The following is a 14,238-nucleotide window of genomic DNA, read 5'->3' as shown; positions in this document are numbered from 1 at the left end:
ATGGAACAGGATTTGTATGCGGTGCTCGGAATCGCAAAAACGGCAAGCACCGATGAAATTAAAAAAGCGTACCGCACTCTCGCATTCAAATATCACCCCGACAGAAACCCGGGTGATAAAAGCGCGGAAGAAAAATTCAAAGCGATAAACGCCGCTTACGATGTACTCGGAGACGAAACGAAGCGTTCTCAATACGACCGTTTCGGAAGCGCGGAGACCTCATACGCGGGGCGGCAGGATACGCAGTATGCATACGGCTCTTATTCCGGTACCGGTTTTAGCGACGAAGATATGTTTTGGCAATGGTTCGGCAGTAATTACGGAGGCAGACAAAACGGCGAGCGGCGCTATACCTATACGTGGACAAACGAAAAGAGACGTGATACGCGAGAAGCGCTCCGCTCTCAGCTCTATTCAAAATTGGGACAGGCGTTTTTCGGCATAATCGCGAGCAGCATATTCGGCTTTTTCCCGCTGTTCGGGCTCCTGTGTCTCTTTATCACGATCAACGGCGTCATCGGTGCGGTAAAATCCGCCGTGGCGCTTATTAAATTGGGAAGGCAAAAATAAAGCGGCTGACTGCAGTGCTTGCCGATCGGTACATCGGCGAAAATCGGGTTATCGTTGGCGGAAGATGATTCGGCCGCGGTTCAAATCGTACGGTGAAAGCGCGACTTTGACCGTATCGCCCGGCACGATTCTGATATAGTGTTTTCGCATCTTTCCGGACAGCGTCGCCAGGATGAGATGTCCGTTTTGCAATTCGATTCTGAACGTTGTATTGGGAAGCGCTTCTTTTACGACGCCTTCCACTTCGATAGCTTCTTCTTTTGCCACAGTTCCTCCGCTGCGTGACCGAATAACAAGAGTTCCTTAAAGTTAAATTGAACGTCTGAAACAGCGCCGTTCAATATTAACCTTGTTTTTATTCCGATTTGGTCGTATACTCTTCAGTATGTACAAAATTTCCGCGCTTGTCAACACGGGTGCGGGTTCATTGCACGGAGTTCATCTATTATGGATAAAAAATTTATTGAAAGCATGAAAAACGATTTGCTCGCGCGCCGGCAGACTATTCTTGCCTCGCTTGCGGAACAGAGCGATGATATGAAAAAATTGGTAAAGACCGTTGCCGCAGGCGACGTTATAGATGTCGCATCCGATGCGATTGATCGCACGCTGCTCGATTCGCTCGGCTCTCAGGATGCCGCCCGATTGCAGCTTGTGGATAACGCGCTCGACCGCATCCGTCAGGGAAAATACGGGAAGTGTGTCAAATGCGGCAAAGACATTCCGCAGCAACGTTTAAAGGCACTGCCGTATGCACTTATGTGTGTGACCTGCGCATCCGAAGAAGAACGCAAGCGCCGCTGAATGCGTGACGCTCCGCTGCGAGGCTGCGTCGGGGTTGTTGATTCGTGCGGATGGTTAATACCCCCGCACTTTGCATTTTTTTTCAAGCGCCGCGATATACCTTGAGTTTGTCGGGTAAACTTGATAGTTGGATCCTACGCTTCTTTTTCGTGTGTACATTGCCCGCACGGTTGTCTCGCTTTCGTTTTGTCCCGCCGTATTGCTCTTTGCTGAAAATCTTTTCAAAAAACTCCGAAATCGCAACATTTCCGCGATATATATAGCAGACATTTCTCGGAGGTTTTTATGGCAAAGTATAATCGTCGTTATAAAGATTCGGTCTTCGTCGATTTCTTCGGCGAAGATAAAAATGCAAAGGCGAACTTCCTCGCTCTCTACAACGCGCTCCACGGGACTCACCTCGACATATCTGTCGAGCTCGAGCCGCTCCGTCTCGAACAGGTGATGTATATGGCGTTCCGGAACGATGTCGCCTGCCTCGTCGACGGGAAAATCATTGTATTGGTCGAACATCAATCGACTGTCAACGCGAACATGCCGCTGCGATTTTTACAGTACACCGCACGCCTCTACGAACGTATCCAAAATCCACGCGACCGCTATCTCCGCAGGTTGAAAAAGATCCCTACGCCGGAGTTCTATGTGTTCTATAACGGCGAAGATGATTATCCTGAAACCGCAATGCTCCGACTTTCCGATGCCTTTATAACAGTGCCCGAAAAACCCTCTCTCGAAGTCGTTGTCAGCGTGACGAATATCAATTATAATAAGGGAAGTGAAATCTTACATACGTGCAAACCGCTGAAAGAGTATACGCTGTTCGTAGATGCCGTGAGAAGACACACGAAGTTCGACAACGAAAACGGCTTTCGGAACGCGATCAAAGAGTGCATACAAAACGACATCCTGCGGGAATATTTGCAGCGAAAAAGCCGGGAGGTGATGAATATGCTCATAGCTGAATACGATTACGACGTCGACATTGCCGTGCAGCGGGAGGAAGCATTACAAGAAGGCGAAGCGAAAGGTTTTTCGATAGGTATTGCACAAGGCGAAGCGAAGGGTTTTTCAGAAGGCATTTCCGAAGGCTCACATCAGAAAGCGCTTGAAACGGCAAAAACCATGCTCGCTCTGCACTATCCGCTTGAAGACATTTGCAAGATTACCGGCCTCACCGAAGCGGAAATCGAACGGCTGTAAACCGAACCTTCTCCCGCGACAACAATTCGTCGTACATCCGATCCGGTGCAACCGCTCTGAAAACAATGATTAATAAAAGTTGTGAAAATCAGCGGAATATGTTATAATAATCATAAGATAACGGAAGTGTTCGACATCGGAAGACGTGCATCCTGCAAAAGTTTTCAGAGGAGGTTTATGATGAACAAAGTAAAATCGAACCCTGTACATCCGTATAGGGGGGGGGGGTACTCGGTAAAGCCCTTTTAAAAAAGATACCGATTGCCGCGGGCGCTTTGCTGTTTACCGCAGCGCTCGTTTTTACAGGCTGCTCCAACGGCAGCGATACGAGCGGTGGAGGAGGCGGAACCCCGCCTACGCCGCCCGTGCCCGGATCGTTCGCGGTAAATTTCAGCGTGGACGGCGGAAACGGCACGCTTAAAGCAAAGGCGGACGGCATACCGGAAACGGATGTAAGCCCTATAACTGTCGAACAGGGTAAAACCGTAACCTTTACGGCGGTGCCTGCTGCAAATTACAAGGTAAAGGAATGGAAGGTAGACGGCGCCGTTGTTGCAGGCAACACGTCAAGCTCTTATATCCATACCGTTACCAAAGCGGCCGAGGTTAAGGTGAGCTTCGAAGCGCTTCCGCCCGGCGAAGCCTCGTATACGGTAAAACACTATCGGGAAAAAACGGACGGCACCTATCCTGCAGAACCGACGGATAGCGAAACCTTAAACGGCACGGCGGGTGATTCTGTTGCATTCATGCCGAAAACCGGCGGAGACTACGAAGGCTTTACCTATAATTCTGCTCTTACCATGGTAAACGGCGCTATACAGACAAGCGGTCCGATACAAGCCGACGGCAGTACCGTCGTAGAACTCTATTACGAGCGCAAAACGGTGAATGTAACCTTTAAGCTTGCAGGCGGCAATGTCGCAGGCGATATAGCCGATGTTGTAAAAACGGGCAAATACGGAACAGCCTTGAGTGCTCCCGTTCCCGTACAAACGGGCTTCTCTTTTACCGGATGGCATCCCGTACTGCCTGCAACTCCGGTCTTCCCCGCTTCCGATAAGACATACACCGCACAGTGGGCGCAGTTTCAATTCAAAATCGATTTCGGCGTAGACGGCGGACACGGCACGCTCAAGGCCGAAGTCGGCGGCAGCGCAATCCATTCGGGCGATATGGTCGAACACGGCGAAACCGTCATCTTTATCGCAGTGCCTGCCGATACCAACTATGCCGTAGACAAGTGGACAAACAACGGCACAGTCATTGCAGGAGCGGGCGCAAACATAAACTATCACCACACCGTAACGGCGGATGCAAACATCAAAGTAAAGTTTACATATTCGGGACCCGCCTTAGCAGTAAATCAGCAAACCTTTACGGGCACGGTGGGCGACACGCTTCCCGTTTATAAACTCGTAACGGCAGGCTCGGGCGACTACACGGCAAGGCCTGAAAACCCCTCCGTCATAAGCGTAAACCTTAACAATACGACGGGCAACGTAACCGTGCAGTGCATAGGAGAAGGTAGTTCCCGCATAAAGGTAAAAGACAATATGAGCGGGCTGGAAGCGTATTCGGGTACCGTTACCGTACAAGCCCTTGTTACCATCCCTGACGATTTTATCGCAGACGGCATCCACTACGAGGTCGTCGATAAAACGAATAAGCACGTGCATATCCACTATAAAGCGGGCGGTTTTGGAGCGAATGTGCACATTCCGGCAACGGTTACCTTTAACGGCGAAACCTATACGATAACCGGCTGTACCGTTTCCTGCTTGCAGGTGAACTTTGAGGAGACAACGGCGTTTACGGTGGACAGCGCAAACGCTTTTTTATGCGCGGATGACGGAGTGCTATTCAATAAGGATAAAACCCGCCTTATAAAGTACCCCAAAAAGAAAACGGATGCCTCCTACACGGTACCCGACTCGGTAAAAACCATAGGACGCTATGCCTTTTACATGATTGAAAATAATCTTACAACGCTGAACCTGCCCGAAGGTAAAGCGCTTACAACAGTCGAGGATCAAGGTATTTCTTACTGCACGCTGCTTGCAGACGTCAACATTCCGTCCACGCTGCGGAATTTGGGGGAAGAATTTCTTTACTGGACAGGGATAACGGGCGCGGTTGTTATCCCCGAAGGTATCGAATCTCTGAAAGCGTACAGCTTTGCATGGTGCCCCAATCTTACACGTGTGGAACTTCCGGCAAGCTTTAAATCTTCAGCTGATATTTTTTTCAACTGCCCCGCTTTAACCGAAGTTACGTGCAAAGCGGTAACACCGCCGTCAGTACATGGTTTTGATGCCGGCACGCCGGCTGCAAGCTGCACGCTCAAAGTGCCTGCAGGTTCGATCAGCAAGTACGAAACCGCCCCGATATGGAAGAACTTCAAAAAGCCGTTCGTGGGGCTTTGACGGTGCCGTAAGCGCCCTCCTGTGCGGGAATTAAACTAATCTGACCGCTCTCAACTCGGACAAAGTTCCGGCTTGGGGGCGGTTTTTTTGTGTGCGGGATGAGCCAATGCCAAAACGCTTCGTGTTCGACACCTCGTTCGTTGCCGGTTTTATACGCCAACTATGGGGGAAAAATAATTGCAAAAACTTTTCCCTTTTGTTCCTGTTTTTGTACCGTCTGCGCCTATAATTAGGTACGGAGGTACGTATGAGAAAAAGTTTTGACGATTTAACGATTGCTGACGATTTTATGTTCTGCAAAGTCATGCAGAACGAAGACATTTGTAAACAATTCCTTGAAATGATCTTGGCAAACGAAATCGGGAAGATTGCCTACCTGTCGCCGCAAAACAGTGTCGCGCCCGGCATTGAAGCAAAATCGGTGCGCCTTGATATTCTCGTAAAAGACGAAACCGGTAAATCTTACGACATCGAAATGCAGGTAAGCAATGAACACAATCTTCCGAAACGCATGCGCTATTATCAAGCGGCAATCGACATCGCATTCTTAGACAAGGGTACTCACTACAAAGCATTAAACGACAGCTATATCATTTTCGTGTGCTTGTTTGACGCGATAGGAAAAGGCAAACCGATCTACACGTTTGAAAATATTTGTATCGAAGACGGACAAACGCCCTTACGCGACGGGCAAAAAAGGTTATAATAAATGCGGAAGCTTTTAGGAAAGCCGAGAATAAGGAACTCAAAGGCTTTTTGGAGTACGTTAAAACCGGAACGGTGAATACGGAGTATACCGGGAGGATAGAAACGATGATACAGGCAGTAAAACACAACGAACAGGCACGCAAAGAATACCGCTTTATGTCGGGCTTTGAAATGGACGCACGGGAAGAGGGTATACAACAAGGTAAATCCCTCGGTCTTGCTGAAGGTTCCCGTCAAGCAAAGCTCGAAACGGCGCGGATTTTAAAACATCTCGGCGATTCCGTAAAAAAGATAATGCAAGCTACCGGACTTTCCAAAGAAGAAGTGGAATCGATTAATTAATTGGTAATGGATAATTGGTAATTGCCTGCTTAATTACAAATTACACATTACCAATTATTTATTCAGCCTAAATTTTCCTGTGCTTTATAAGGCCCGCATCCAAAAACGAAACTTCCGTATAGCCCGCTTTTTTTGCCGCCGCTTCGGCTCTGTCGAAGGCGCAGTCGATGTCTTCCGCTCGGTGCGCGTCGGAGTTGATCATGACGGGAATGCCCGACGCATGGAGCAGCGAAAGAAAATCCGCGGACGGATAGACGTCGTCGATCGCGCCGCGGGCAATGCCGCCCGTGTTGATTTCGGCGATGATGCCGGCATGCTTTGCCGAGTTTGCCGTCGCGACGAGTTCGCTGCGGTACCAGCTTTCGCTTTCGTCGAAAAAATGCAGGATGCCGTTGCGCTTTCTGATAACGTCGGGATGTCCCCAGATGAGAAAATCGCCCTTTTGCAGCATTTCGCGCTGCAGTGCAAAATACATACACACCGCTTCTTTTGCATTTCCTTTGAAAAAACGTTCGAGTCCCTCTTTGACTTTTTCTGTTTTATCGTCGACGGAAAAAGTACCGTTTTCCGTTATGAGATAGTGCACCGAGCCGATGAGATAGTCCGGCTGAAAAGCGGCATAATCGCTCATGCGCGGAACTGAAAGGCCGGGCATATATTCGACTTCGAAGCCGAGCAGTATCTGCATGCGTCCCTCGTATGCTTTTGCCGCGTTCCGCACCGTGCTTACGTAATTGTTAAATTCGCGCGGCGCTATGTGGCAGTCGCCCGCAAAGGGGTACATGCTGTGGCTTGAAAAGCCGATTATGTCGAATCGCTTTTCGAATGCAGCCAGAGCCATCGCTTCGACCGTATCGCTCCCGTCGCAAAATGTCGTGTGCATGTGGTAATTCGTTTTCATCACATTCCTCGCCGTACTATGTGCGCCGTGTTTTTGCGTGCTCGCGCTGCCATATATCCGAATCGACTTCGAAAACGGCCAATTCGTCTTTTAATGCCGCAAAGCCGCTTCGTATGTTTTCGATGTCGTGTTTTTTTGCGTCTGCTTCGATGCGCGCCCCCCGCTTTGCGAGTGCCTTTGCGGAAATCGCGGCGGAGCTGCCTTTGATTTTGTGGCCGATGCAGCGCAGTTCATCGAAGTCTTTTTCGGCGACGGCTTTTTCCGCGTCGTGCAAAAGGGAGGCAAGCTGTTTACGGTATTCGGCGATGAGCTCCCGACCGAGGATACTGTCGCCTCCGATCGTGTCTTCAAAATCCTTTTGATTCCATGCGGCATCCGCAGATGTTATCATGCTGTCGAGCATCGTGATTTTCGGCGCGACAGGCAGTTCTATGACCGCATGCCATTTTTCTATAAGCGTTTTTATGTCATCCCGCTTAAACGGTTTGACAAGGATATCGTTCATGCCGATTTTTCGATACAGTTCGAAATCGTCTTCATCATTGTTTGCCGTACATGCGACGATGATGCCGGTATAACCGCTCGCTCTGATATTTTTTGACGCTTCGATGCCGTCCATGATCGGCATTTGGATATCCATAAATATCATGTTGATCGCGCGATTTTTTTCGACGGCTTCGACGGCTTGTTTTCCGTTTTCCGCTTCGATGACCGGTACGCCCAATTTTGTCAAAAACGTTATGATCAGTTTTCTGTTGAGCGGATGATCTTCGGCGACGAGTACCGTCATGCCTTCCGTGACGCTTGTCCCGTTTTCGGCAACCGCCGCTTCGTTCGCTTTCGACTGCTTTGCGTCGAGCGTTTCGAGATCGGTCGGTACGTCGTATATGTCATTGAGCAGCGATTGCACAAGATGGCGCTTCACCGGTTTGTAGAGGTAACCGTTGAAGAGGTTGATGAGCTTCATCTTCGCTTCGGCGCCCATCTGGCCTTCGGGAACGAGCAGGTACAGTTTTGCATTGTTAAAATTGCATTCTTTAATTTCCCACGCGAGGTGCCAGCCGTCCACTTTCGGCAGACTCATATCGATAAAAACGAGCGAAAAAGGTTTTCCGAGATGGTTTGCGTTTTTCATTTTCAGCAGCGCTTCAGCCGCATCTTTCGCATAAGAGATATTGTACAAGCCGAACGAATTGAATTTTCGGCGCATGCTGTTTACCGCGAGGAGACTGTCGTCGACGATGAGGATGCGCGTATTCGGAGGGATGGCCGCTACGGTGCTCGGCGCCGGCAGATTTTGCGCCGCGACGAAAGGGACGGTAAACCAAAAAACGGATCCGCCGTCGGGATTTGTGCGTACGCCTATTTCGCCGTTCATCGCCGAAACGAGCCCCTTGCATATCGCCAGCCCCAAACCCGTCCCGCCGTATTTGCGCGTCGTCGACGTTTCCGCTTGATAATAATCGGTAAAGAGCTGCCCTTGCTTTTCTTTCGGAATGCCGATACCGGTATCCGCTGTTTCGAAAAGCAGCGTTTTTTTATCTTTACACGTAAGCGCGACGTGAATATAGCCCGACTGCGTAAACTTGACGGCATTTTTAATAATATTGAGAAGCACTTGCTGAATTCGCGTCGGATCTCCGATGACAAGCTGCGGCAGCTCGTAGTCGGAATCGACGACGAGCTCTATGCCCTTGCCGAACGCTTCCATACTGACGAGGTCGACGACCTGTTCGGTGAGCGCGACGACGTCGTACGGTATCGATTCGAGCGTGATTTGCCGTGATTTGATTTTCGTAAAATCGAGGATGTCGTTGACGAGCGAGAGCAGTACGTTTGTGCTGAATTGAATCTGGCGCACGTATTCCTGTTGTTCGTTGTTGAGCTTCGTATCGGAAAGCAGTTCGAGCGTGCCGATAATCGTCTGCACCGGCGTGCGGATTTCGTGCACGGTATTTGCAAGAAACGTTAATCGCTGATCGGGATCGATGTTAGATTTTTCCATGAAGCAGCTCTATCGCCTTTTGTACGATAACTTCGGGTTTTTGCGGTTTGACGAGATAGTGCTTTGCGCCGAGGCTGAGCGCTCGTATGACATCTTCGCGTTTCGTCGTCTGCGAATAGATGATGATAGGAACGGCCTGTGCACTGTTGCCGAGCCGCGCCAAAATATCGAAGCCGGAAATGCCGGGCATCAATATGTCCACGACGGCGAGATCGTAGCGGTGTTTGTTGATACCCGTTAAAAATTCCGCCCCGCTGGAATACAGATCGCAGGTCGCGCTTACGGATTTAAATGCGCTTTCCAAAAGCTTTAAAATAACGCTGTCGTCGTCGACGAGTGCGATGCGCAAAACGTTTCCGACGGTTTCGGCGTCGTCCTGTTTGACGCCCAAGTCGGAATAAAACCGCGTGTCGATCGAATCCTGCGTTTGCTCTCTCGCCGGCGTCAAAAGCTTTTCCGCGACCAATTCGGAAACGCTCGAAGCGGTACTGCTGTCGATGAGCGAATTGAGCACGTGCGAAAGCTCCGTTACGACTTCGATGCCGTCGTATTGGGGATGACCTGCGATCAGATCGCGGATAAAAGAATTGAACGAGAGCACTTTAACGTTTTTTGTTAAAACTTTCGGATCGGCAAGCACGTTGTCCAGCAGCAATTCGATATTTGCGCCGTCGACGAACGTGAGATCGAGATTTGTCATCATCAGGATTATCTTCGGAGCATCCAGCTGCCCCGCGTCGATCATCTCCGTCAGTTTATATTTGAGCAGCGCGAGCTTTTCCCGATTCAAACCTTCGGCTATTTCTACGAAAATGATATCGCCGTTTCGGTGGATATCGAGTACGCATTGCGTCGTATCCATGGAAAACGCGAGAGAGAGGATTTGCCCGACGGATTCGAAAAAGATATCGAATTTTATGGGCTTGGTAAAATATTTGGTGACGCCGAACTGTGCAAACTGCGAAAGCTTTGAACGGTCGGCGACGGGACCCGAAACGATCATCGGAATGCGGACGGCATTCGGATTCGAGTGCTTTTTTTCCAAAAAGCGAAACAGTTCGGTAAAATCGTCCTGTATTTCATAGATAACGAGATCGGGCAGGATCGAAATCATTTTAATAAACGCGTCGCGTTTTCCCTGCGTTACCGTAACCGAAACTTTTTCTGCAGAAAGTTTGTCCTTCAAAAACTCTCTAAAAAGCGGGGATGCATCTATCAGCAGAACGTTCTTCATAATTATATTATTCTATACGCAAATATATAAATTGACAAGCTTTTTTTCGGCAGGTACTGTATCGCGGGCGCAAACTCGCTGAACCCGCTTATGCGGAAAAATCAATCGCGCGGTTTTTTCGTGTACAGGATGTATGTGTAGGGCAGGGTATCGCCGGTTATCTTTTTGATAATTTTTTTATCGAAGAGCGCTTCGTCGAATTCCGGAAAAAATGCGTCGCCGTCGACGTATGCGTCGATCTCCGTTATGTAGAGCGCGCTGCAAAGCGGCAGCGCTTCGGCGTAAACCGCTTCGCCGCCTGCGAAAAAAATGTCGGCGGGAGGATCGCTTTTTACCGCAAGCGTTTCGGCGAGTGAAAGCGCTTCTTGCATATTCCGCGCTCCGTAGAGCTTTGCGTCCGCAGGCTGTTTTTCGGAAAATCGTTTGCTTTTCGAAAGGACGATAGTCGTTCTCTTTGCAAGCGGCTTACCTATGGACTCGAACGTTTTTCGCCCCATGATTACGATATTGCCTGCGGTCACATCGCGGAAATGATGCAGTTCGTTTGTTAATTTCCACGGGAGCTTTCCGTCTTTTCCGATCGCGCGGTTTTTTGCGTAGGCCGCGATGAGTGCGATCATGCCCTCTTATGCCTGCACTTCGACGAAGCTGCCGATGCTTTGCTTTTGCGCGTACACGCTCCTGTTGCCGCGGTAGGGATTTTTTATACGGTTCATCTGCGTTTTGATATTTGCGATGTGGACGCGAAGCATGCTGCGGTTTTTTTCGTTTTGGGCGAGGACTTGCGATTGCAAGTGTGCGAGGTCTTTTTGAATCGATTCGAGCACGAGGGTTTCGTTTGCAGGAGCGGAGCTCCTGATCGCCGAATACATTTCCGACATCGGTACAATCACTTTTTGCAGACCGGCGATATTCGAAACGACTTGCTGTTCGAGCTCCGTATGCGCGATGAGAGCGTCGGTGTTTTCTTCTTCAATCGACGTTTGCTGTTTTTCGAGCACCGAAAGATATTCGCGGAATTTATCGCGCTGCTGTACGAGCAGCGTTTTAAATCGTTTGAGTACGGCTACCCGTTCGTCTATTTCGTTTTGTGAAAGTTTCTGCATGATTACCCCTCGATTCAGCCTTCTATATTCAGCGAGTTTGCGACCGTCGCTGCCGGTGCATTTGCCGTGCTGCTTGCCGCCTGCCGCCATGCGTCGGAAAGTTCCGTCATCATCGACAGCACAAAATCGACTTTTTTTTTGTCGCGGTTGATGTTGGCCGACATGAGTTCGTTGTTGAAATATATGTAGAGCGACATGAGATTTTTTGCAATTTCTCCGCCCCTGTCCATATCGAGCGACACTTGCAGCTCCGTGATGATTGCCTGCGTTTTTTGCAGACAATCGTTGAACTTTTCGATATCGTGCGCTTTTATGGCGTTCGCCGAATCGAACATATCGGCTGCACTTGAGAGCTGCCGCACCGCTCCTTCATAGAGCAAAACGACGAGATGCCCCTGGCTCGCCGTGCGGATATTCGTATTTTTATATGCATTATACGCCTGATTGTAGCCCATGTTCAGCCTCCGTGTACCCATCGGCAAGATATTCCGTCGGGATAACAGTCATCCGTATATCAGTATCGGTATTTGAAATAAATTCTTAAATCGTATCTTGCAGCTTTAAAATGAGGGCGGTGTTACGGCAAAAATAACCTGTACTTTCATATCGGTTTTATTGTGCCATACATGTTTTGCCTGTGCCGGAATACGGATACTGTCGCCGGGATGCAGTTCAAAAAAAGTACCCTCTACGTCCAAATCGACTTTTTCGCCCGAATACATAAATGCGGTTTCTTCTCCCAAATGACTTTGCCTATCGGTATTTGAACTCGTGTACGGAGGGATAATCATCATACAAAATTCTATATTGCCCTTCGTATCTGCGGTAAGCAATTCGTATACGACATCCGGTTTATCTTTACGGCCTATTGTCTTTCTTGTAGCAGGGGTAACCAGCGGTTCGGGACGAAATTCTTCCCTAAAAAAACAATATAAAGGTGTTTCCAGAACTTCAGCGATACTTCGCAAAGTGTTAATCGAAGGATTTACCTGTCCGTTTTCTATTTGGCTCAGCATGGATGCGGTGATATCCGCTTTTAAAGCCAATTTCCGCATCGTAAATCCTTTTTGTAGTCTCAATTCTTGTATCTTTTTACCTATATTTAATTCTTCCAACGGAATATTCTCCTGATAAAATTGCATAAAAGTATATCATATTTTATTTGAAAATAAAAGCGTACGATTATGCCTATAGTGTTTATCTCAATTTGTGTTAAATTTTATTTAAACAAGTTAAATAAAACTTGACAGCTGGATATAGTGGATGTAAAATATAATTGTATTTTAATTGATTTGTTTAGTATATATTAATTTTCTTGCAAGCTATTTTGTAAAGAGGAGGTTCTATATGTTAGACGTATTGATCAAAAATGCAAAAATCATCGACGGAAGCGGGCGGCCTGCGTTTACCGGATGTGTCGGGATTAAAGACGGAAAGATTGCCGTCGTAAGAGAAACGGAAAAAGCGGCCGACGTAATCGATGCTGCCGGCAGATACGTTGTACCAGGCTTTATCGATGCGCATTCACACGGCGATTTGATTTTAGGTTCCGAAGATGCCCGGTTATTTAAAACAACGCAAGGCGTTACAACGGAGATAACCGGTCAGTGCGGTCTTTCTATGACACCGATCGCTCCCGAAAATTTGACGGCTATTCAAAATATGCTATCTATGGGAACAACGTATTTTCCGCCGGATATGAAAAATTGGACATCCTTTTCGGAATATCTGAAATATGCCGACAAACAGCAGCTTACGGCAAATGCGAAAATGTATATAGGACACAGCAGCCTCCGCATAGCCGTCATGGGTATGGAAAATCGGCCGGCAAAGAAAAATGAATTGGATGCCATGAAAGGTATTTTACGCGAAGCGATGGAAGCGGGTGCCGCCGGTTTTTCAACGGGATTGATTTATACGCCGAGTTGTTATGCGACGGAAGAAGAGATCATAGAACTTGCAAAAGTTATTGCGCCTTTTAACGGTATCTATGCAAGCCATATGCGTAACGAAAGCGATAAAATCGTCGATGCCGTAAAAGAAACTATCAATGTCGGTTTGCAAGCGGGAGTACGGGTCGACATCTCCCATCATAAAATGCTGGGAAAACCGAACTGGGGAAAGCAAAAAGAAACGCTGAAACTTATTCATGAAGCGAGAGAAAAAGGCGTTCCCGTCATATGCGATCAGTATCCCTATACATGCAATATGACTACGTTAAATGCGTGTATGCCGCCGTGGTATTTCCAAGACGGTTTTCATGCGATGACGGACAAACTGAAAGATACGGATTTTCGAAAAAAACTTAAAGCCGAGATGGAAGATCCCGCAACCGCATACGATAATTACTATTTGAACGCAGGCGGTTGGAACGGCGTATATGTATATTCGTCTCCGAAAACGCCTGCTGCCGAGGGGCGTTTTATCAGCGAGTATGCCGAATCGCTGCATCAAGATCCGTGGGATGTTTTTTTCGACTTGTGCGTTGCCAATAATTGTGAAACGGGCGGCGTATACAGCAGTATGTGTGAAGAAGATATTTGCGAGATTATCCGCGATCCTTATTGTGTTGTCGGAAGCGACGGATTGACCAGAACATGGAAAGAAAAAGGCCACCCTCGTGCGAGCGGTACGTTTCCGCATGTTATCACCTATTTCGTCAAGGAAAAAGGAATTTTGTCGCTTGAAGAAGCCGTCCGAAAGATGACCGGATTAACCGCCGAATATTTACTCGTAAAAAATAAAGGTTTTATAAAAGACGGATATGATGCCGATTTGGTTATTTTCGATTATGACCGTTTGCAAGATACGGCTACGTACAGCAATTCAAACAGTATCACCGAAGGTATCGATTATGTTTTTGTGAACGGCAGTCTGGTCTATAAAGATAAGCAATTTACCGGTGCTACGCCCGGTCGAATGCTGCGTCATAATGCGTGATA

General features: G+C 48.2%; 13 protein-coding genes and 1 pseudogene. 6 read left to right on the top strand and 8 right to left on the bottom strand.

Annotation, left to right across the window (positions count from 1 at the left end; translation table 11 throughout):
- Positions 1-570 carry a DnaJ domain-containing protein gene (locus IZU26_RS08710; protein WP_433278354.1) on the top strand — a complete coding sequence of 190 codons (570 nt, stop codon included), beginning with the start codon at positions 1-3 and terminating at the stop codon, positions 568-570.
- Positions 571-618: 48 nt separating this feature from the next.
- On the opposite strand, the gene infA is transcribed toward IZU26_RS08710, so the two are convergent.
- A complete protein-coding gene (gene infA, locus IZU26_RS08705) occupies positions 619-837 on the bottom strand; it encodes a translation initiation factor IF-1 (RefSeq protein WP_016521760.1) in 219 nt (72 codons plus the stop codon).
- A gap of 180 nt (positions 838-1,017) precedes the next feature.
- On the opposite strand from infA, the gene IZU26_RS08700 reads away from it, so the two are divergent.
- The 4 genes and pseudogenes from IZU26_RS08700 (at position 1,018) to IZU26_RS08685 (ending at position 6,050) form a co-directional block, all read left to right on the top strand.
- Complete coding sequence (locus IZU26_RS08700) at positions 1,018-1,374, top strand: TraR/DksA family transcriptional regulator (RefSeq protein WP_021329277.1); 357 nt, start codon at positions 1,018-1,020, stop codon at positions 1,372-1,374.
- Between the two features lie 285 nt (positions 1,375-1,659).
- On the top strand, positions 1,660-2,574 hold the full coding sequence (locus tag IZU26_RS08695; RefSeq protein ID WP_433278352.1) for an Rpn family recombination-promoting nuclease/putative transposase: 915 nt from the start codon (positions 1,660-1,662) through the stop codon (positions 2,572-2,574).
- A gap of 275 nt (positions 2,575-2,849) precedes the next feature.
- The gene (locus tag IZU26_RS08690) at positions 2,850-5,000 is read left to right on the top strand and encodes a leucine-rich repeat domain-containing protein (protein WP_433278350.1); all 2,151 of its coding nucleotides are present in this window, start codon (positions 2,850-2,852) and stop codon (positions 4,998-5,000) included.
- A gap of 247 nt (positions 5,001-5,247) precedes the next feature.
- Positions 5,248-6,050: pseudogene (locus IZU26_RS08685) on the top strand (Rpn family recombination-promoting nuclease/putative transposase).
- Positions 6,051-6,117: 67 nt separating this feature from the next.
- Here IZU26_RS08685 and IZU26_RS08680 read toward each other — a convergent pair.
- The 7 genes from IZU26_RS08680 to IZU26_RS08650 form a co-directional block, all read right to left on the bottom strand.
- On the bottom strand, positions 6,118-6,951 hold the full coding sequence (locus tag IZU26_RS08680) for a histidinol-phosphatase (protein ID WP_433278348.1): 834 nt from the start codon (positions 6,949-6,951) through the stop codon (positions 6,118-6,120).
- 16 nt (positions 6,952-6,967) lie between these two features.
- Entirely contained in the window at positions 6,968-8,956 is a 1,989-nt protein-coding gene (locus tag IZU26_RS08675; protein ID WP_433278346.1) for a response regulator, read from the bottom strand.
- A complete protein-coding gene (locus IZU26_RS08670; protein WP_433278345.1) occupies positions 8,943-10,190 on the bottom strand; it encodes a response regulator in 1,248 nt (415 codons plus the stop codon). The genes IZU26_RS08675 and IZU26_RS08670 overlap by 14 nt, the downstream gene beginning before the upstream one ends.
- A gap of 101 nt (positions 10,191-10,291) precedes the next feature.
- Positions 10,292-10,810 (bottom strand): dihydrofolate reductase, encoded by a 519-nt coding sequence (locus IZU26_RS08665; RefSeq protein ID WP_433278343.1) that lies wholly within the window; start codon positions 10,808-10,810, stop codon positions 10,292-10,294.
- 6 nt (positions 10,811-10,816) lie between these two features.
- The gene (locus tag IZU26_RS08660) at positions 10,817-11,296 is read right to left on the bottom strand and encodes a flagellar biosynthesis protein FlgN (RefSeq protein ID WP_433278341.1); all 480 of its coding nucleotides are present in this window, start codon (positions 11,294-11,296) and stop codon (positions 10,817-10,819) included.
- Between the two features lie 14 nt (positions 11,297-11,310).
- Positions 11,311-11,751, bottom strand: coding sequence for a flagellar export chaperone FliS (gene fliS, locus IZU26_RS08655; protein ID WP_310824595.1), 441 nt, complete (start codon positions 11,749-11,751; stop codon positions 11,311-11,313).
- 105 nt (positions 11,752-11,856) lie between these two features.
- Positions 11,857-12,411, bottom strand: coding sequence for a helix-turn-helix domain-containing protein (locus IZU26_RS08650; protein ID WP_433278339.1), 555 nt, complete (start codon positions 12,409-12,411; stop codon positions 11,857-11,859).
- Positions 12,412-12,643: 232 nt separating this feature from the next.
- Here IZU26_RS08650 and IZU26_RS08645 point away from each other — a divergent pair, with 232 nt between their 5' ends.
- A complete protein-coding gene (locus IZU26_RS08645) occupies positions 12,644-14,236 on the top strand; it encodes an N-acyl-D-amino-acid deacylase family protein (RefSeq protein ID WP_433278337.1) in 1,593 nt (530 codons plus the stop codon).
- Positions 14,237-14,238 lie beyond the last annotated feature (2 nt).

This window comes from Treponema sp. SP13 (assembly GCF_050938355.1).
Lineage (GTDB): Bacteria > Spirochaetota > Spirochaetia > Treponematales > Treponemataceae > Treponema_D > Treponema_D socranskii.
This window is presented reverse-complemented; position numbering and strand designations above follow the sequence as displayed.

What these genes read in the sequence shown, in the direction of transcription:
- IZU26_RS08710 (WP_433278354.1), top strand. Translation starts at nt 1, where the DNA reads ATGGAACAGGATTTGTATGCGGTGCTCGGAATCGCAAAAACGGCAAGC.
- IZU26_RS08700 (WP_021329277.1), top strand. Translation starts at nt 1,018, where the DNA reads ATGGATAAAAAATTTATTGAAAGCATGAAAAACGATTTGCTCGCGCGC.
- IZU26_RS08695 (WP_433278352.1), top strand. Translation starts at nt 1,660, where the DNA reads ATGGCAAAGTATAATCGTCGTTATAAAGATTCGGTCTTCGTCGATTTC.
- IZU26_RS08680 (WP_433278348.1), bottom strand. Translation starts at nt 6,951, where the DNA reads ATGAAAACGAATTACCACATGCACACGACATTTTGCGACGGGAGCGAT.
- IZU26_RS08675 (WP_433278346.1), bottom strand. Translation starts at nt 8,956, where the DNA reads ATGGAAAAATCTAACATCGATCCCGATCAGCGATTAACGTTTCTTGCA.
- IZU26_RS08670 (WP_433278345.1), bottom strand. Translation starts at nt 10,190, where the DNA reads ATGAAGAACGTTCTGCTGATAGATGCATCCCCGCTTTTTAGAGAGTTT.
- IZU26_RS08665 (WP_433278343.1), bottom strand. Translation starts at nt 10,810, where the DNA reads ATGATCGCACTCATCGCGGCCTACGCAAAAAACCGCGCGATCGGAAAA.
- IZU26_RS08660 (WP_433278341.1), bottom strand. Translation starts at nt 11,296, where the DNA reads ATGCAGAAACTTTCACAAAACGAAATAGACGAACGGGTAGCCGTACTC.
- fliS (WP_310824595.1), bottom strand. Translation starts at nt 11,751, where the DNA reads ATGGGCTACAATCAGGCGTATAATGCATATAAAAATACGAATATCCGC.
- IZU26_RS08645 (WP_433278337.1), top strand. Translation starts at nt 12,644, where the DNA reads ATGTTAGACGTATTGATCAAAAATGCAAAAATCATCGACGGAAGCGGG.